Annotated in this window: 8 protein-coding genes; 3 read left to right on the top strand and 5 right to left on the bottom strand. The window is 72.1% G+C overall.

Annotation, left to right across the window (positions count from 1 at the left end; genetic code table 11):
• Positions 1-42: 42 nt before the first annotated feature.
• Positions 43-1,785 (bottom strand): carbamoyltransferase family protein, encoded by a 1,743-nt coding sequence (locus tag ACWGL3_RS03245; RefSeq protein WP_267944970.1) that lies wholly within the window; start codon positions 1,783-1,785, stop codon positions 43-45.
• A gap of 841 nt (positions 1,786-2,626) precedes the next feature.
• On the opposite strand from ACWGL3_RS03245, the gene ACWGL3_RS03240 reads away from it, so the two are divergent.
• The 3 genes from ACWGL3_RS03240 to ACWGL3_RS03230 are packed head-to-tail and all read left to right on the top strand — an operon-like array spanning position 2,627 to position 4,316.
• Positions 2,627-3,400, top strand: coding sequence for a thioesterase II family protein (locus tag ACWGL3_RS03240; protein WP_267944971.1), 774 nt, complete (start codon positions 2,627-2,629; stop codon positions 3,398-3,400).
• Between the two features lie 51 nt (positions 3,401-3,451).
• Positions 3,452-3,715 (top strand): acyl carrier protein, encoded by a 264-nt coding sequence (locus ACWGL3_RS03235; RefSeq protein ID WP_267944972.1) that lies wholly within the window; start codon positions 3,452-3,454, stop codon positions 3,713-3,715.
• Positions 3,708-4,316 (top strand): class I SAM-dependent methyltransferase, encoded by a 609-nt coding sequence (locus ACWGL3_RS03230; RefSeq protein WP_452460751.1) that lies wholly within the window; start codon positions 3,708-3,710, stop codon positions 4,314-4,316. Before ACWGL3_RS03235 ends, ACWGL3_RS03230 begins: the two co-directional genes overlap by 8 nt.
• 37 nt (positions 4,317-4,353) lie before the next feature.
• Here ACWGL3_RS03230 and ACWGL3_RS03225 read toward each other — a convergent pair whose 3' ends face one another.
• The 4 genes from ACWGL3_RS03225 to ACWGL3_RS03210 are packed head-to-tail and all read right to left on the bottom strand — an operon-like array spanning position 4,354 to position 19,833.
• Positions 4,354-5,277, bottom strand: coding sequence for a hypothetical protein (locus tag ACWGL3_RS03225; RefSeq protein ID WP_452460750.1), 924 nt, complete (start codon positions 5,275-5,277; stop codon positions 4,354-4,356).
• The gene (gene sbnA / locus ACWGL3_RS03220) at positions 5,274-6,275 is read right to left on the bottom strand and encodes a 2,3-diaminopropionate biosynthesis protein SbnA (RefSeq protein ID WP_355010552.1); all 1,002 of its coding nucleotides are present in this window, start codon (positions 6,273-6,275) and stop codon (positions 5,274-5,276) included. Before sbnA ends, ACWGL3_RS03225 begins: the two co-directional genes overlap by 4 nt.
• Positions 6,276-6,322: 47 nt before the next feature.
• Complete coding sequence (locus ACWGL3_RS03215; RefSeq protein WP_452460749.1) at positions 6,323-6,598, bottom strand: MbtH family protein; 276 nt, start codon at positions 6,596-6,598, stop codon at positions 6,323-6,325.
• Positions 6,595-19,833: an amino acid adenylation domain-containing protein gene (locus tag ACWGL3_RS03210; RefSeq protein ID WP_452460748.1), complete on the bottom strand. Its 13,239-nt coding sequence runs from the start codon at positions 19,831-19,833 to the stop codon at positions 6,595-6,597. Before ACWGL3_RS03210 ends, ACWGL3_RS03215 begins: the two co-directional genes overlap by 4 nt.
• Positions 19,834-20,216 lie beyond the last annotated feature (383 nt).

Below are 20,216 nucleotides of genomic sequence, written 5' to 3'. Positions count from 1 at the left end.
AGCCCTCCCCCGACCCCGGGACGACAGGGCGGTCCCGGCCGTTCAACCGCCCAGGCCCACGCGGAACCCCTCGATGTAGAGGCGGCCCAGCGACATCCTCTCCAGCGCCTCCAGGGCCAGGTCCGGCGAGGCGATGATCGGCTGGTTCTTGACGTTGAACGACGTGTTGATCACGCAGCCCAGGCCGGTGTGCTCCTTGACCTTGTGCAGGAGCCGCCAGAAGACCTCGTTGTCCTCCTTGGTGACGATCTGGACCCGGGCGGTGCCGTCCACGTGCACGGCGCCCCGGATCCTCGGGATCCGTTCGGGCCGGGTGCGGGCGGTGCTGAGCATGTACCTGCTCGGCGACAGGGCCCGGCCCTCGAAGACCTCCTCGTAGTCGGAGTCGAGGATCGCCGGGGCGAAGGGCCGGAACCCCTCCCGCATCTTGACGATGGCGTTGAGCCGCCCCTTGATGTCGTCCCCGTTCGGGAGCGCCAGGATGGACCTGTTCCCCAGCGCCCTGGGGCCGAACTCCATGCGTCCGGCGAACCAGGCGACGACCCTGTCCTCCGCGAGGTCGCGGGCGGCCAAATCCATGTACTCGTCGGTGAACCCGTGGTACTCCCAGACCGGGGATCCGCCTCCGGGCCGCTCGAACGCCTTCAGCGCCGAGCGCACGTCGTCGGCGCCGTAGCCGGGACCGGTGTAGGCGCTGAAGGTGCCGGAGAAGCCCCCGGCCACGTGCAGTGCGGCCCCCATCGCGGTGCCGTCGTCGCCCGCGGCCGGCGGGACGAACATGCGCGACACCTCGGGCAGCTCCGAGATGGACTGGTTGGCCAGGCAGTTCAGGAAGGTCCCGCCCGAGAGGCACAGCGAGTCCTGGCCCGTGTGCCGCAGCCAGTGGCGGACCAGGTCCGTCAGGACCTCGGAGAAGCGCGCCTGGAAGGCGGCGGCGATGTCGGCGTACTCGTCGGGGACCTCGGCGCCGGGCTCGCGCGGTGCGACGCCGAGCGACTCCTCCAGGAAGGCCAGGGCGTCCGGGTAGCCCTCCCCCGCGCGTCCGAGCGCGCCCTGGGGCCAGCCGATGGCGGCCCTGCCCTCGTCGGCGCCCATGAAGCGGGCGAAGAATTCGGCGTAGCGGCGGGGGTCGCCGTACGCGGACAGGCCCATGACCTTGTACTCGTCGGAGTTGAAGGTGTACCCGAGGTAGCGGGTCAGGATCGAGTAGAGGATGCCCAGGGAGGAGTCGATTCCCTGGCTGTACAGCTCCTCCATGCGGCCCCGGGTGAACCGGTGCACGGTGAGGGCAACGGTCTCGCCCATGCCGTCGGAGACCACGGACAGGGCGTCCTCGTAACCGCTCAGGTGGTAGGCGGAGGCGGCGTGGGCGACGTGGTGGTCCACCGGGCGGAACCGGTCGCCCGGATTCCTCCACCCCGTGCGCGCGAGTTCCTCGACCACGGTCCGGCCGCTGAGCACCTCGTCGAAGTACTCGGGGGTCCGGTGGAAGAAGCGGCGGAACCGGTCGTAGTTGAAACCGTGGGCGATGAGGTCGACGTCGTCGCCGGTGATCCCGGCGTGGTCGAGGCAGTAGGCGATGGCCTTCTCCGGGAAGGCCCCGGTCGCCTTGTCCCCGGTGAAGCGCTCCTCGGCGGCCGCGGCGACGATGTTCCCGTCGACCACGAGGCAGGCGGCACTGTCCATGCCCTGGCAGATCCTGCTGTCGACCTCCGCGATCCCCGGCCTGCTCCGGAGGTGGTGCGGCTGGGAGTGGGGGAGGCCGCTGAGGCCGAGTACGATCACCGTTCTCCTTGTGTGGGCTCGGCGTTCTCCGCCTCACACCCGGGGGTGCGGGCGGGGCGGGTCGGTTCACGCTCCGGGGGAGCCTGCGCGGCCGCCCGCGCCGACCGCGTGAGCGCTTCCTCCCGGTCGGCGGGACCGGCTGCCGGGAGACAGGGGGTCAGAAGCCGGAGCAGACTCCGCGACGCTTCGCCGTCATCGGGCACCTCCCCCTCTTTCCGGACACTCCACCGCGGGGCCCCTGGCGTGCGGGCCCTTCGTCGAACGGCATGAGTATAGGACGGGCCGAACGGTATGGGAATAGAGAATCCGTTTGCCGGAGCGCGGATGTCTTTCGCCCCCCGTACCCGGTTCGCGCTTGTGCTCCGTTCGTGTGTAACGCGCGCACGCGGCCGGGGTCTTTCCGGTTTCGAGCACCCTGACGAATATGGTTCCCGGTTCCACTCCGCCGATCTCCCCCTGCGCGTCCTCCGAATCCGTCCCCCTATCCGAATGATCCTGATTCGCGGCTTTCGAAGCTTCCCTGGACCAGGGTGATCCGAGGACTGCGCGCCCCGGTTCCGTTTCCATGCGGCCTGTCCCGGAAAGGAAAACGATCCCCTGCTGCGGCACCGGAGGAATCCCGATCCAACCCCTGGCGCGAACGGAGAGAGCCCACTATGATACGACAGCCCGTGGTGCGAATACCGGCCCAGGAGCAGGGGCCGCCGCCATTGTTTCCGGCGCCGGGAACGCACCGGAGAGCACGCATTCGAAGCACCGGTCCGCCGCGGTGATCCGAGGACGCCCCGCAGACCGGGTCTGCCGCTCCGCCCCCGCCCACAGAACGGACCCCCGCCCCTCCATGCACTCCACTCCCCACCGGACCGCGCAGAAATGGGTCCGCCCCCTGGCCGGGGCGACCGCCCCCGGCGGGCTGCGCCTCTTCTTCTTCCCGTACGCGGGGGCGGGCGCCTCCGCCTACCGGAGCTGGGGGGCCGGCCTTCCCGAGGGCGCCGAGGGCTTCGCCGTCCAGCTGCCCGGACGCGAGGACCGCTTCCACGAACGGCCCGTCCCCGGGCTCGACGACCTGCTGGACGCCCTCACCCCCGGGCTGCTGCCGCTGCTCGACAGGCCCTTCGCGTTCTTCGGCCACAGCATGGGCGCCATCGTCTGCTGGGAGCTGTGCCGCAGGCTGCGGCTGACGCACGGCCTCGAGCCGGTCCGCGTGTTCGTGTCGGGCTGCCGCGCCCTGCACCTGCACCGGTCGCGCACCCCGGCGGAGGCCGACCTGTCGGACGAAGGGCTGGTCGAGGAGCTGCGCGCGCTCGGCGCCACCCCCGAGGAGCTGCTGCGCAACCCGGAGTTCACCGCGTTCCTGCTGCCCACCTTCCGCGCCGACCTGTCCCTCTTCGCCGGATACAGCTACCGGCCCGGACCGCCGCTGAGCTGTCCCGTCTCGGTGTTCGGCGGCACGCGGGACCCGCGGGTGGCCGAGGAGCACCTCCACGGCTGGGCCGCGCTGACCGACGGACCGGCCCGGGTGGAGATGTTCCCCGGCGGCCACCTGTTCCTGCTCCAGGAGCGCGAACGGATGCTGCGCAGCATCGGCTGGGCACTGTCCGGCGACGGCTTCTGACCCGACGCGGCCCGGGCACGCACCGGTCCCCACCTCCACGGAAAGAGGAGCATGTCCGCAGACGACACGAACTACCAGGCCCTCGTCGGCGGCATCGTCGCCGACGCACTCGAGACCCGGTCGGTCGCCCCCGAGGACGCGTTCGCCGACCTCCAGGTGAACTCGGTCCTGCTGCTGCGCATCGTCGCCGCGATCGAGGACAGGCTGGGCACCTCCATCGACATCGTCGACGTCCTCCAGGCACAGACCGTGGGCGACCTGGCCGACCTGGCCAGGAGCTACGCCCTGCGCGAGGAGGAGGAGAGCCGTGGGTGACGTCCCCTCGCCCCTGTGGCTCCGGACCGCCGACGTCGACCACATGCGCAGGGACGGGCGGGACGAGGACCCCGGCCACGCCTGGACCGCCGAGCGCCTCGGCGCGCTCTACCCAGGCACCTCCTGCACACTGCTGGACTGCGGCGTGATGTCCGGCGTGACCTACGCCGGTCTGCGGGACGCGGGCCTGCCCGTGGACTACACCGGCATCGACGTCTCCCCCCGGGTCCTCGACGCGTGCCGGACCGAGCACCCGGGCGCGCGGTGGCTGGAGATGAGCGTCACCGACCTCGCCTTCGGCGAGGGCTCCTTCGACGTCGTGAACTCCCGCCACCTGCTGGAGTGCCTGCCCTACTACGAGACGGCGGTCCGGGAGATGTTCCGGGTGGCCCGCACCCACGTGATCATCGGCTTCTTCCAGGTGCCCAGGGCGCCCGAGGCGCTGCTGCGGCGCGAGACCGACGAGGGCTACATCTGGCTGAACCGCTACGACCCGGGCCCCTTCGAGGAGCTGCTGCACCGGTTCTCGCGGGAGGTGGAGACCGCCGACCTGCGCCACGGGCCCCGCCGCTCCCGCATCTACCTGTGCACGAAACGCTGATCCGTCCCGGCCCCGCACACGGCGGGGCCGGGACGGGTCAGCGGCCGGAGGGCCCGCGGAAGCGCAGGGCCATGGCCGCCAGGGAGCCCCTGCTCGAGGCGCAGGCCAGGACCGCGTCACCGTCGTCGATCCGGCCGGACTCCGCGAGGTCGGCCAGGTTGATCGGCACGTCGGACGAGAAGCAGTGCCCCACCGTCGAGACGAGCCCGGGATAGGGCTCCGTGTGCGGCATCGCGGCGGCCATCGACAGCATGGTGCGGGTCGCGCTGCCGAAGTTCGGGGTCACCAGGTAGCGGAAGCCCTCCTCCGCGTACCGTGCCACCCGACGCGTGGCCGTGCGCATGGCCGTCAGGGTCACCCTCGCGTCGGCCAGGCCCGACCACTCCTTCCGGGGCAGCCAGCGCTCGGTCGCCGATCCCAGGAGCTGGAAGGACGCCTCCGGACCGGGTTCCCGCGTGATGAGGCAGGAGGCGGCCCCGTCGCTGAAGACCGTCATGCTGATCGGAGGATGCCGGGTTCCCGAGACGATCCGGTCGACCGTCACCAGCAGGACCGACACGGCCTGCCCCGACGCGATCAGGCCCCTGGCCACGTCGGTCCCCGAGGAGAAGTTCGAGCAGGCGTCGCCGCTGACGACGAGGACCGGGGTCGAGGGCAGCTTCGCCGCGGCGCGGAACTCCTGGGCCCACTCGCTGGGTGTCGTCCCCTCGTCCGTGTCGTTGCAGACCACCACCGCCTCGTAGGACACGTCCGGCTGCTCGCCCCCCGGGGCTCCCGGGGTGACCGCGACCGCCATCTCCAGGGTGGAGTCCGAGGACACGCGCACCTCCCGGATGCCCTGCTCCTCCAGCGCGCCGAGGTTCTCGCGGACCCTGGGGTCGTCCAGGTCACGGACGTGGACGGGCGTACCGAGTCTGGACGTGAGAGGGACGGCGTACACGTCCGGGCCCTGTGTGTTCACTGCCCCTCCTTGCCGTGCGGCGTCGTGGAACCCCCGGCGGAGGGCCGGAGGGTCTCGTCCCCGAAGTTCTTGTCGACCCACTGGTCGCTGTAGACGGTCTCGAGGTACCGGTCCCCCAGGTCGGGGGCCACGGCCACCGACCTGAGGCGGTGCTCCGGGTCGTGGCGGTCGAGCCAGTCCAGGGCCCCGCCCACCACCGTTCCCGTGGACCCGCCGAACAGGAACCCGCGCGCGGACAGGGCCCGGCAGGTCCTGATGGCCTCCCGTTCGGGCACGTGGACCACGTCGTCGACGGAGGCCAGCTCCAGGGCCGGCGCCGGGGTGCTCGACCCGAGTCCGGGGATGAGGCGCGGCCCGGGCTCGCCGCCGAAGTTCGCCGACCCCTGGGCGTCGACGGCCACCACCCGCACACGGGACGCGTGCTCGCGGAAGTACCGCGCGCAGCCAACGAGGGTGCCCCCGGTCCCGGCGCCGACGAAGAGGACGTCGAGATCGGGGAAGCGCCCGGCGATCTCGACGGCGGTCGTCTCGTAGTGCGCCGTCCAGTTCGCCGGGTTCTCGTACTGGTTGAGCCACAGGTACCGGTCGTCGCCGCGGCACATCTGCCGGACCCTCTCCTTCCTGGCGCCCAGGAGGCCGCCGACGGGGTCGGGGACGTCGACCACCACGACGTCGGTGCCCAGGGCCCTCATCAGCCGCAGCGTGTGGGGGTTGCAGCGCCGGTCGGTCACGCACGTGAACACCAGGCCCTTGCTGGCGGCGACCACGCTGAGAGCCACGCCGAGGTTGCCGGAGGAGGACTCCACCAGGACCGTGTCCGGGCGCAGGAGCCCGTCCTTCTCGGCGGCCGCCACCATGGCCGCGGCCGTGCGGAGCTTGACGGAGCCTCCGAAGTTGAAGCCCTCGCACTTCAGGTAGATCTCGCGGCCGGTCACGGACGTGAGGTCGACGTAGACGTCGGACTCCAGCAGTTCGTGCGGCGCGGAAACGATGGGCATCCCGTGCTCCTGTTCTCGGTACGGGGCCGGGGCGGCGCGGCGGGCGCTCAGGCGCCGGCTTCCGCCTGCCGGACCAGGCTCGCGGGCCGCATGTCGGTCCACTCGCTGTCGATGTGCCGGGTGCACTCCTCCCGGCAGGCCGGACCGAACACGCTCTCCCAGCCGGCGGGCACCGCGATGTGCCCGGGCCACAGCGAGTACTGCCCCTCGGCGTTCCTGAGCACGAGGAAGGTACCGTCCTCGGCGTCGAACGGGTTGGTCATCGCGTTCTCCTCCACGGGTGTGGTCGTGTGCGGGTGGTCGTCCTGCGCGGGACGGCTCACGGGTCCGCGAGCACGCCGTCCAGGATCTTCCTGACGGCGCCGAGGGGTTCGCGGTCGGTCATCCGGGCGTGCTCGGCGTCGATGTCGTGACGCTCCACACGGCCGCTGACGTGCGGGTCCCACGCCCGCGTCGACGGGGCGCCCCGGCCGCGCCCCCGGGTCGCCGCGAAGAACAACATGTCGCCCTCGAAGCGGGCGGTGGGCCGCTCGGCCACGATGCGCAGGAGCCGGTTCGCGGTGCGGGTGAGGGCGTCGAGGTCCGCCTCCCCGAGCGCGGGCGCGGCCTCCGTCGCGCCCATGAGGCGGGCGACCTCCTGGGGCCCGATCCCGTCCTGCCAGCCGACGCCCTCGGCCTCGTGCGGGTAGGAGTCCAGCAGTGCCAGGACCGCCACCTCCTCCCCCTGTTCCTGGAGGGCGCAGGCCAGCGCGTGGGCGATGTTCCCGCCCAGGGACCAGCCGAGCAGGTGGTAGGGGCCGTGCGGCTGGACGGAGCGGATCTGGGCCAGGTAGTCGGTGACCAGGTCGGCGGCCGTCTGCGGGGCGCCGCCCGCGCCGTCGGTCCCCCCGGCCTGGATCCCGTACACGGGACGGTCGCCCAGGCCTTCGGCGAGAGCGGCGTAGCACCAGCTCAGGCCGGTCACCGGGTGTACGCAGTACAGCGGGGGCAGGGTTCCGCCGCCGCGCAGGGCCAGCAGGGGCGCCTGGGAACCGGGACGGTGCGGCCGGAGCCGTCCGCCCTCCTCGGCGACGGCCTCGGAGATGCCCGCGACGGTCGGGGAGCGGAAGAAGGCGGGCAGGTCGACGGTCGCGCCGAGCACCGTCCGTATCCGGCTGATCAGCCGGGTCGCGAGCAGTGAGTGGCCGCCCAGGTCGAAGAACCCGTCGTCGATCCCGACGTCGGGACGGTCCAGCACCTCGGCGAACAGCCCGCACAGGATCTCCTCCCGCGCGGTGCGCGGGGCCCGCCCGACCGCGATCTCGGCCTCGGGGGCGGGCAGCGCCGCCCGGTCCACCTTGCCGTTCGGCGTCAGCGGGAACGCCTCCAGGGCCACGAACGCCGACGGAACCATGTAGGCGGGCAGTTCCCGGGTCGCCAGGCGGCGCAGTTCCCCGTTCTCCGGGGCCGCCGCGCCCTCGACGGGAACGTGGTAGGCCACCAGGCGCTTCTCCCCGGGGGTGTCCTCGCGCAGCACCACCACCGCCCGTGCGACATCCGGATGCGCCGCCAGGACCGCTTCGACCTCCCCCGGTTCGACCCGGAAGCCGCGGATCTTCACCTGGAAGTCCGAGCGCCCCACGTACTCCAGGGCGCCCTCGGAACTCCACCGGACCACGTCACCCGTGCGGTACATCCGCGAACCCGGCTCACCATAAGGGTCGGCGACGAACCGCCCGGCCGTCAGGCCAGGGCGCTCGTGATAGCCGCGCGCCACCCCCGCACCCGCGATATAGAGCTCGCCGGGCACTCCGGGGACGGTGGGGTTCAGGCTGCCGTCCAGGACGTAGGCGCGGGTGTTGTCGATCGGGACGCCGATGGTCACGGGAGCGTCGGCGTGCAGGCGGCAGGTCGTGGAGTAGACCGTGGTCTCGGTGGGCCCGTACCCGTTGGTCACCCGTCGGGCTGCGGAGGCCAGCACGTCGGCCAGTTCCCGGGTGACGGGCTCCCCCGCCGTCACCACATGCACGCCGGACAGGTCGATGCCGGCCTCCAGCAGGGTCCTCCACAGACTGGGGGTGGCCTGCATGTGGGTGACACCGTGCCGGTCGATCATGCCCGCGAGCCGCCGGGGGTCCAACAGGTCCTCGCGGGACACCAGGACCGTCGCGCCGCCGCACACCAGCGGCAGGTACACCTCGACGGCGGCGATGTCGAAACCGAACGTGGTACTGGCCAGGAAGCGGTCGCGCTCGGTGAAGGACAGATGTCGCTTCACCGACAGCAGCAGGTTCACGAGTGAGCCGCCGGTGACGGTCACGCCCTTGGGCCGCCCCGTGGAACCCGAGGTGTAGAGCACCTGCACCGCACCCGCCCCCGTGCATCCGGTGGCAGCCGGATTCTCCACCGACCGCCCCGACAGGTCCGCCGCGGCCAGGAACCCCTCGTCCAGCACCACACGCGGACGCGCGTCCTCCAGAATGAAACGGATGCGCTCGGGAGGGAACTCCGGATCCACCGGCACGTACGCCGCACCGGCCTTGAGCACCGCCAGAGCACAGACCACCATGTCCACACCCCGGGGCACCAGGACCACCACCCGGTCCTCACCCCGCACACCCCCGGCCACCAGCTCGTGGGCCAACCGGTTCACCCGCGCGTTGAGCTCGGCATAGGTGGTCACCCCCTCGTCGGTGACGACCGCGGGCGCCTCCGGGGACCGCGCAGCCTGCGCCTCGAACAGCCCGGCCAGGCTCTCCGCGGAGGTCGGTCCGTCGGCGTGCGGTGCGCCCCGGCCCCACGTGTGCAGCAGCTGACGGCGCTCGTCGGCCGACAACAGCTCGACCCGGCCGACCCGGACCGAGCCGTCCCGGGCCATCTCCGCCAATACCGCCGCGTACCAGCGCACGATCCGCTCGGCCGTGGAACGGTCGAACAGGTCCTCGGCGAACTCCAACCGGCCGACCAGACCCGCTCGCGCACCCTGTTCGTCGAACTCCTCGTGTGCGCTCAGGGAGAGGTCGAACTTGGCCACCCGGAAATCGACCGGGTACTCCTCGACCTCCAACCCCTCCAGAGCCGGCGAGGTCCGCCGGTTGTTCTGCATCACCAGCAGCGTCTGGAAGAGCGGATGCCGGGACGCCGAACGCTCCGGGTTGAGCGCCTCCACCAGCCACTCGAACGGCACGTCCTGGTGCGCGAAAGCGTCCAGACCCCTTTCCCGGACGCGCATGACGAGTTCGCGCAACGTGGGGTCGCCGGAGACGTCGGTCCGCAGCACCAGGGTGTTGACGAAGAACCCGACCAGGTCCTCCAACGCCTCGTCCGAACGCCCCGCCACCACCGTCCCCACGGGGATGTCGGTACCCGCGCCCAGCCGGCCGAGCAGCGCCGCCCAGCCCGCCTGGAGCACCATGAACAGCGTCCCGCCGCACTCCCGGGCCAGGCCGACCAGGCCCTCGTGCACCTCCGCGGGAAGGGCGAGATCGACGGTGCCGCCACGCCAGGACGCCACCGCCGGGCGGGGCCGGTCGGTGGGCAGCGCCAACTCCTGCGGCGCCCCTTCCAGGGCACGGCGCCAGTACTCCAGCTGGGTGTGCATGACGCTGCCGGGGTCGGACTGATCACCCAGATCCCGGCGCTGCCACAGGCTGAAGTCGGCGTACTGCACCGGCAGCGGCGACCAGTCGGGGACCCGGCCGCGTGCGCGAGACCGATAGGCCCGGCTCAGATCATCCAGCAGCGGTGCCAGTGACCACCCGTCGCACGCGATGTGGTGCACCACCACGCAGAGCACGCTCTCCTCGTCCGACAACCGGTACAGCCGGGCACGCACGGGAGGTTCCACCGACAGGTCGAAACCGCGCGCGACGAACCCCGTCAGTCCGGCGACGTCTTCCCCCGACTCGCGGTCGACGATCTCCAGCGGCGCCGGGGTCTGCTCTGCAGGGAGCACGTGTTGCCAGACCTGGTCCTGGCCCTGCACGAAGACCGTCCGCAGACTCTCGTGACGGCCGAGCACATCGCCCAGCGCCGCGCGCAGGGCCTCCTCGTCCACCGCACCCCGCAGCCGCAGCGCCACGGGAATGTTGTAGGTCCCCGGCTCCTCCATCTGGTTCAGGAACCACAGCCGGCGCTGGGCGAAGGACAGCGGTACCCGCTCCGGACGCTCCCCCGCGACCAACTCCGCACGCGCACGCCCGCCCTCGCGCTCCAACAAGCCGGCGACCCCGGCCACCGTCGGCCGGTCGAAGAACTCCCGCACCCCCACCTCACCGCCGAGCACCGTCCGTATCCGGCTGATCAGCCGGGTCGCGAGCAGTGAGTGGCCGCCCAGGTCGAAGAACCCGTCGTCGATCCCGACGTCGGGACGGTCCAGCACCTCGGCGAACAGCCCGCACAAGATCTCCTCCCGTGCCGTACGCGGGGCCCGACTTGCCACCGCCACAGCCTCGGGAGCGGGCAGCGCCGCCCGGTCCACCTTGCCGTTCGGCGTCAGCGGGAACGCCTCCAGTGCCACGAACGCCGACGGAACCATATAGGCGGGCAGTTCCCCGGCCAGTCGGCTCCGGATACCGTCCGTGTCCAAGCCGTGTCCCGCCGGCGGGACGGCGTACCCGACCAGACGGCGCCCACCGCCCGTGTCCTCACGTACGACGACGACGGCCTGCTCCACACCCGGACAACGGTGCAGAGCCGCTTCGATCTCCCCCAGCTCGATCCGGAAGCCGCGGATCTTCACCTGGAAGTCCGAGCGCCCCACGTACTCCAGGGCGCCCTCGGAACTCCACCGGACCACGTCACCCGTGCGGTACATCCGCGAACCCGGCTCACCGAACGGATCGGCGACGAACCGCCCGGCCGTCAGCCCCGGACGCTCGTGGTAGCCGCGCGCCACCCCCGCACCCGCGATATAGAGCTCGCCCGCGACACCGACCGGCACGGGCGCCAGCGCGTCGTCCAGCACATACACCCGCGTGCCGGACAGGGGCCGTCCGATGGGCACACGGCCGGGGCTTCCCTTGAGCGGGTCGCTCAAGGTGGAGCAGACCGCGGCCTCGGTCGGACCGTAGGCGTTGACCATGCGCCGGCCCTCGGCCCAGCGCTCCACCAGCTCGGTCGAGCACGCCTCCCCGCCCGAGGCCAGCGAGCGGAGTCCGGTGAGCACGGCGGGCGCGGTCTCGGGCAGGGAACCCAGGACCGCTGGGGTGATGAGGGCGTGGGTGGCCCGGTGACCGTCGAGGAAGTCGACCAGGTCCTGGCCCGCCAGGACGGTGTCGGCTGCGGCCACCGCGAGCGCTGCGCCGCTCAACAGGGCGTGGCACCACTCGGCGGAGGCGGCGTCGAAGCTGAACGAGGCCACCTGCGCGACGACGTCGCCGGGGCCCAGTTCCAGGGCACGGATGGTGGCGCGGGCCATGTTGGCCACACCGGCGTGGTGGTTGACCGCGCCCTTCGGGGTTCCGGTGGACCCGGACGTGTAGATGACGTAGGCGGCGTGTTCGGGCCGGAGCGGGGCCGGGCGTTCGTCCTGGGTGATGTCCCGCTCCGCACGGCTCCGCACGGCCTCGGCGGTCCGCGGGTCGTCCAGGCACAGGGAAGGTGCGGCCGGAGACGCGGGGTCGGCCGCGACCGTGGTGAGCACCAGTGCGGGGGCCGCGTCGGCGAGCATGAACGCGACGCGCTCACGGGGGTAGTCGGTGTCGACGGGGACGTAGGCTCCGCCCGCCTTGAGCACGGCGAGCGCGGCGGCGAACATCTCGACGGATCGCGGCAGGGCGATGGCGACCCGTGTCTCCGGCCCCACCCCCCTCGCGAGGAGTTCACGGGCCAACCGGTTCACCCGGGCGTTGAGCTGGGCGTAGGTGGTCACCCCCTCGTCGGTGACGACCGCGGGAGCCTCGGGGGTCCGGGCAACCTGCGCCTCGAACAGCTCGGGCAGGATCTCCGTGGCGCTCTGCCCGTCGGCGTGCGGTGCGCCCCGGCCCCACGTATGGAGCAGCTGACGGCGCTCGTCTGCCGACAGCAGCTCGACCTGGCCGACCCGGACCGAGCCGTCCCGGGCCATCTCCGCCAGCACCGCCGTATACCAGCGCGCCAGCCGCTCGGCCGTGGAACGGTCGAACAGGTCCTCGGCGAACTCCAGGTGTCCGACCAGACCCGCCCGGCCGCCGTCCTGCCCGAACTCCTCGTACACGTTCAGCGAGAGGTCGAACTTGGCCACCCGGAAATCGACCGGGTACTCCTCGACCCCGACCCCGGCGAGCTCCAGCGGGGAGCGCCGGTTGTTCTGCATCACCAGCAGGGTCTGGAAGAGCGGATGCCGGGACGCCGAACGCTCCGGGTTGAGCGCCTCCACCAGCCACTCGAACGGCACGTCCTGGTGCGCGAACGCGTCCAATCCACCCTCGCGCACCCGGGCCACCAGCTCCCGCAACGTGGGGTCGCCGGAGACGTCGGTCCGCAGCACCAGGGTGTTGACGAAGAACCCGACCAGCTCCTCCAGGGCTTCGTCCGAACGCCCCGCCACCACCGTGCCCACCGGAATGTCGGTGCCCGCGCCCAACCTGCTGAGCAGCGCCGCCCACCCCGCCTGGAGCACCATGAACAGCGTCCCGCCGCACTCCCGGGCCAGGCCGGCCAGGCCCTCGTGCACCTCCGCGGGGATGTCGAGGCCGACCGCGTCGCCACGCCAGGACGCCACCGCCGGCCGGGACCGGTCCGTCGGCAGAGCCAACTCCTGCGGCGCCCCCTGCAGAGCCCCACGCCAGTACTCCGACTGGGCGTGCATGACGCTGCCGGGATCGGCCTGCTCTCCCAGTTCCCGACGCTGCCACAGGCTGAAGTCGGCGTACTGCACCGGCAGCGGAGTCCAGCCGGGAACCCGGCCGCCTGTGCGGGCCTCATAGGCCCGACTCAGGTCGCCCAGCAGCGGCGCCAATGACCACCCGTCGCACGCGATGTGGTGCACCACCACACAGAGAACACTCTCGCCGTCCGACACCCGGTACAGCCGGGCCCGCAACGGCAGCTGCGCGGAGAGGTCGAACCCGCCCACGGCGAACTCCGCCAACGACGACGCGATCCCCTCCGAAGCGCCGTCCGCGGCCCCGGAACCGGGCGCACGGTCCACGATGTCGAAGAAGGCTTCCGTCTGCCCTGGTGGGAGCACGTGCTGCCAGACCTGGTCCCGGTCCTGCACGAACACCGTCCGCAGACTCTCGTGACGGCCGAGCACATCGCCCAGGGCCGCGCGCAGCGCTTCCACGTCCACCGCGCCCCGCAGCCGCAACGCCACCGGGACGTTGTAGGTCCCCGGCTCCTCCATCTGGTTCAGGAACCACAGCCGGCGCTGCGCGAACGACAACGGCACCCGCTCCGGACGCTCCCCCGCCACCAACTCCGCACGTGTACTCCCGCCCTCGCGCTCCAGCAGGCGGGCGACCCCGGCCACCGTCGGCCGGTCGAAGAACTCCCGCACCCCCACCTCACCGCCGAGCACCGACCGCACCCGACTGATCAGCCGGGTCGCCAACAGCGAATGGCCGCCCAGATCGAAGAACCCGTCGTCGACCCCGACGTCGGTCAGGCCCAGCACCTCGGCGAACAACCCGCACAGGATCTCCTCCCGCGCGGTGCGCGGCCCCCGTCCGACCGTGTCCCCGGCCTCGGGGGCCGGCAGTGCGGCCCGGTCCACCTTGCCGTTCGGCGTCAACGCGAACGCGTCGAGCAGCACCACGAGCGGGACCATGTAGCCGGGGAGCATCGACTCCGTCCGGCTCCGGATGTCGTCCGCGTCCAGGACCCGGCCCGCCGCAGGGACGGTGTACCCGACCAGGCGCCGCTCACCGCCCGCGTCCTCGTGCACGACGACGACAGCCTGTTCCACACCCGGACAGCCGCGCAGAACCGCTTCGATCTCCCCCAGCTCGACCCGGAAGCCGCGGATCTTCACCTGGAAGTCGGAGCGCCCCACGTACTCCAGCGCGCCCTCGGAATTCCACCGCACCAGATCACCGGTGCGGTACATCCGCGCACCCGGCTCACCATAAGGGTCGGCGACGAACCGCCCGGCGGTCAGACCGGGACGCTCGTGGTAGCCGCGCACGACCCCGGCACCCGCGATATAGAGCTCGCCCGCGACACCGACCGGCACAGGCGCCAACGCGTCGTCCAGCACATACACCCGTGTGTTGTCGATAGCGGTGCCGATGGTCACCGGGTCGTCCTCGGACAGGCGGCAGGTCGTGGAGTAGACCGTGGTCTCGGTGGGCCCGTAGCCGTTGGTCACGCCCCGGGCCGCGGAGGCCAGTGCACGGACCAGCTCCGGGGTGGCCGCTTCTCCTCCCGTGACAACGTGCACGCCGGACAGGTCGATGCCGGCCTCCAGCAGGGTCGACCACAGGCTGGGGGTGGCCTGCATGTGGGTGACACCGTGCGTGGAAACCATGCCCGCGAGCCGCCGGGGGTCCAACAGGTCCTCGCGCGTCACCAGGACCGTCGCGCCGCCGCACACCAGCGGCAGATAGATCTCGATGGAGGAGATGTCGAAACCGAACGTGGTGCTGGCCAGGAAGCGGTCGTGCTCGGTGAAGGGCAGGTCCCGCTTCACCGACATCAGCAGGTTCACCAGCGCGCCGCCGGTGACGGTGACCCCCTTGGGCCGCCCCGTCGAACCGGAGGTGTAGAGCACCTGCACCGCGCCCGCCCCCGCGCATCCCACGGACTCGGGATTCGCGGCAGAGCGGGCGGTGAGGTCCATCCGTCCCACGAGGTCCTCGTCCAGGACCACGCGGGGCCGGGCGTCCTCCAGGATGTACCGGATGCGCTCGGCGGGGAACTCCGGGTCCACCGGCACATAGGCAGCGCCGGCCTTGAGCACCGCCAGAGCACACACCACCATGTCCACACCGCGCGGCAGCAGGACCGCGACGCGGTCCTCGCCCCGCACACCCCTGGCCACCAGCTCGTGGGCCAACCGGTTCACCCGCGCGTTGAGATCGGCGTAGGTGGTCACTCCCTCGTCGGTGACGATCGCGGGAGCCTCCGGGGACCGCGCGGCCTGCTCCTCGAACAGCCCGGCCAAGGACGCGGGAACGGCTTCCACACGAGGCCCGTTCCACCCCTCCACCAACTGATCGCGCTCGCCGGGGGAGAGCAGCTCGACCCGGCCGACCCGGACCGAGCCGTCGCGGGCCATCTCGGCCAGCACCGCCGCGTACCAGCGCACGATCCGCTCGGCCGTGGAACGGTCGAACAGGTCCTCGGCGAACTCCAGGTGTCCGCCCAGACCCGCCCGATCGCCGTCCTCCCCGAACTCCTCGTACACGCTCAGGGAGAGGTCGAACTTGGCCACCCGGAAATCGACCGGGTACTCCTCGACCTCCAACCCCTCCAGAGCGAGCGAGGTCCGCCGGTTGTTCTGCATCACCAGCAGCGTCTGGAAGAGCGGATGCCGAGAGGCCGAACGCTCCGGGTTGAGGACCTCCACCAGCCACTCGAACGGCACGTCCTGGTGCGCGAAAGCGTCCAGACCGCCCTCGCGGACGCGCGTGACGAGCTCTCGCAGCGTGGGGTCGCCGGAGACGTCGGTCCGCAGCACCAGGGTGTTGACGAAGAACCCGACCAGGTCCTCCAGGGCTTCGTCCGGCCTTCCGGCCACCACGGTTCCGACGGGGATGTCGGTTCCGGCGCCCAGCCGGCCGAGCAGCGCCGCCCAGCCCGCCTGGAGCACCATGAACAGCGTCCCGCCGCACTCCCGGGCCAGGCCGACCAGGCCCTCGTGCACCTCGGCGGGGATGTCGAGGTCGACGGTGCCGCCACGCCAGGACGCCACCGCCGGCCGGGACCGGTCGGTCGGCAGCGCCAACTCCTGCGGCGCGCCCTCCAGGGCACGGCGCCAGTACTCCAGCTGGGTGTGCATGACGCTGCCGGGGTCGGACTGCTCGCCCAGCTCCCGGCGCTGCCACAGGCTGAAGTCTGCGTACTGCACCGGCAGCGGAGCCCACACGGGGATCCCACCACGCGATCGGGCGTCGTAGGCCCGGCCCAGGTCGCCCAGCAGCGGCGCCATCGACCACCCGTCGCACGCGATGTGGTGCACCACCACACAGAGCACGCTCTCCTCGTCCGACACCCGGTACAGCCGGGCCCGCAACGGCAGCTGCGTGGAGAGGTCGAACCCGCCCACGGCGAACTCCGCGAGCGCGGCCGGGATTCCGGCCGGGTCGGAGTCGACCGTTTCCAGGGGGACGCCCGCCTGTTCGGCGGTGACGACGTGCTGCCGGACCTGGTCCCGGTCCTGCACGAAGACCGTCCGCAGACTCTCGTGACGGCCGAGCACATCGCCCAGGGCCGCGCGCAGCGCTTCCACGTCCACCGCGCCCCGCAGCCGCAACGCCACCGGGACGTTGTAGGTCCCCGGCTCCTCCATCTGGTTCAGGAACCACAGCCGGCGCTGCGCGAACGACAACGGCACCCGCTCCGGACGCTCCCCCGCCACCAGCGCCGCACGTGTACTCCCGCCCTCGCGCTCCAGCAGGCGGGCGACCCCGGCCACCGTCGGCCGGTCGAAGAACTCCCGCACCCCCACCTCACCGCCGAGCACCGACCGCACCCGACTGATCAGCCGGGTCGCCAACAGCGAGTGCCCGCCCAGATCGAAGAACCCGTCGTCGACCCCGACGTCGGTCAGGCCCAGCACCTCGGCGAACAACCCGCACAGGATCTCCTCCCGCGCGGTGCGCGGCCCCCGTCCGACCGTGTCCCCGGCCTCGGGGGCCGGCAGTGCGGCCCGGTCCACCTTGCCGTTCGGCGTCAGCGGGAACGCCTCCAGGGCCACGAACGCCGACGGAACCATGTAGGCGGGCAGTTCCCGGGTCGCCAGGCGGCGCAGTTCCCCGTTCTCCGGGGCCTCCGCACCCTCGACGGGAACGTGGTAGGCCACCAGGCGCTTCTCCCCGGGGGTGTCCTCGCGCAGCACCACCACCGCTCGCGCAACCTGCGGGTGCGCCGCCAGGACAGCCTCCACCTCACCCGGATCGATGCGGAAACCACGCAGCTTGACCTGGAAGTCGGAGCGCCCCACGTACTCCAGGGCGCCCTCGGGACTCCACCGGACCACGTCACCGGTGCGGTACATCCGCGAACCCGGCTCACCGTAGGGGTCGGCCACGAACCGGCCCGCCGTGAGGCCGGGACGCTCGTGGTACCCGCGCGCCACACCCGCGCCCGCGATGTACAACTCGCCCTCGACCCCTACCGGCACGGGCGCCAACGCACCGTCCAGCACGTACACCCGCGTGTTGTCGACCGCGGTGCCGATGGTCACCGGGGCGTCCGCGGACAGGCGGCAGGTGGTCGAGTAGACCGTGGTCTCGGTGGGCCCGTAGCCGTTGGTCACGCCCCGCGAGGCCGAGGTCAGCGCGTCGGCCAGTTCCCGTGTGACGGGCTCCCCCGCCGTCACGGCATGCACGCCGGACAGGTCGACCCCCGCCTCGAGCAGGGTCCTCCACAAGCTGGGGGTGGCCTGCATGTGGGTGACACCGTGCGTGGAGACCGCCTCGGACAGCTTGCGGGGGTCCAGCAGCGCGTCACGCGTCACCAGGACCGTCGCGCCGCCGCACACCAGCGGCAGGTACACCTCGACGGCGGCGATGTCGAAACCGAACGTGGTGCTGGCCAGGAAGCGGTCGCGCTCGGTGAAGGACAGATGTCGCTTCACCGACAACAGCAGGTTCACCAGCGCGCCGCCGGTGACGGTCACCCCCTTGGGCCGACCCGTCGAACCCGAGGTGTAGAGCACCTGCACCGCACCCGCAGCAGGGCACCCGGCGGCAGCCGGATTCTCCTCCGACCGGGCGGCCAGGTCCACCGCGGCCAGGAACCCCTCGTCCAGCACCACCCGGGGCCGGGCGTCCTCCAGGATGAAGCGGACGCGCTCGGCCGGGAACTCCGGATCCACCGGCACATAGGCCGCACCGGCCTTGAGCACCGCCAGCGCGCACACCACCATCTCCACGCCGCGCGGCAACAGGACCGCCACCCGGTCCTCGCCCCGCACACCCCTGGCCACCAGCTCGTGGACCAACCGGTTCACCCGCGCGTTGAGCTCGGCATAGGTGGTCACCCCCTCGTCGGTGACGACCGCGGGCGCCTCCGGGGACCGCGCGACCTGCGCCTCGAACAGCCCGGCCAAGGACGCCGAAGCAGCCTCCGCGCGGGGCCCGTTCCAGCCCTCCACCAACTGACGGCGCTCCTCGGCCGACAGCAGGTCGCACTGCCAGATCGCGGTGTCGGGGCCGGAGATGACCAGCTCGATCGACCTGCGCAGGCGCTCGGCCATCGCCTCGACGGTCGAACGCCGCCACAGGTCGGTGCGGTACGTCAGGACTCCCCGGAGGCAGCCGTCGGCCACTGCCGTGCTGAACTCCAGGTCGAACTGGGCCGCCGAACCGTTCCACGGAACCCGTGCGACGCCCCGGTCCCCCTCGGGTCCGCCCGGATCGGCGGGACCGCCGTGGTGGACGTAGACCACGTCGAAGACGGGGTTGCGGTGGGAGTCGCGCGCGGTCGTCGCCGCCGCGGCCACCCGCTCGAACGGGGCGTGCTGGTGCGCCTGGGCCCGCGCCAGCCCGCCCTGCACGAGGCGTACCAGTTCGGCGCTGGTCCGCACCCCGGACAGGTCCGCGCGCAGGGCTGTGGTGTTGACGAGGAAGCCGACGACGTCCTGGAGGTCGGGGCCGGTGCGGCCGGTGAAGACCGTGCCGATGGTGACGTCGGTCTGCCCCGACTGCCTGGCCAGGAGGAACTGGAACGCGGCCGCCAGGACGCTGGAGGGGGCCGCCCGCATGCGCAGGGCGAACCGGTGCAGTGCGGCGGTGGCCTGCGGCGACAGCTCGAAGCGCACCCGGTCCGCCTCGGGGGCGGAGTCGTCGGAACGGGGCGTGTCGGTCGGCAGCTCCAGGCGTTCGAAGCCCTGGAGTTCCCGGCGCCAGTGGTCCACGTGCTCGGACAGCCCGGCGACGGCGTCGGGCGTGCGCTGCGCCGCGGCCACGTCCGAGAACCGGGCGGGCGCCGGCGCGAGTCCCGCGTCGCCTCCGGACAGGGCGGCGCCGTAGAGGGCCCGCAGGTCGCGCTCCAGGATGTCCAGGGACCGCCCGTCCACCACCAGGTGGTGGACGACCAGGGCGAAGGTGTCCGGTCCGCCGGCGCGGCGGACGACCAGCGCCCGCAGCGGCGGGGCGCCCTGGAGGTCGAAGGGCCGCGCGGCTGCTGCGCGGACCGCGTCCCGGACGGCCTCGCCCGAGTCGGCGCGCGCGTGGTCCGGTTCCAGGGTGAACGCCGTGAGGACGTGCTGCCGGGGGACCCCCTCCGCGTCGGCGGAGTAGGCCGTCCTCAGGACCTCGTGCCGCTCGACGAGGCGGTCCAGGGCCGCACGCAGGGCGTTCTCCGCGACACCCGGGTCGAAGTCCAGGCGCAGGACCAGGTTGTGGCTGACGTCGTGCGGGTCGAGCTGCTGGAGCCACCACAGGCGCTCCTGCCCGAAGGTCAGGGGCCGGGCCCCGCTGACGTCGTTCACTGGCCGTCCTTCCCGTCCTGCACCGTGATGGCGCAGCCGTTCCCCACGGCGCCGCACCCGCAGCGGGGCACGGAACGTCAGGGGGGTGCCTGTTGTTTCGAACCGTCACGATTTCGACATATCGGTTTCAACGACCACCGGTCAACCACGCGAGTACACACTCGCAAAATCACCGATTCCGGACCGCCGTCCCGAAAATACGCAAGGCGCGACCACTGGCCGGTCCCCCTCCGGAAGACTCGGCGAGAAGGCGTGAAACGGATCGGTTCCCCGGGGTTGACCTGTACCTTCCCGACGCGGTAATGCCACCGGGTTCCCGCCGGTCGGATCGGCCCGCGAACACGGCACGCACAAGCACCCCCACCTGATAAAAGCCCTGCGTC

This window comes from Nocardiopsis sp. NPDC055824 (assembly GCF_053616335.1).
The sequence above is the reverse complement of the archived record's forward strand: the minus strand, read 5'-3'. Positions and strand labels throughout refer to the sequence as shown.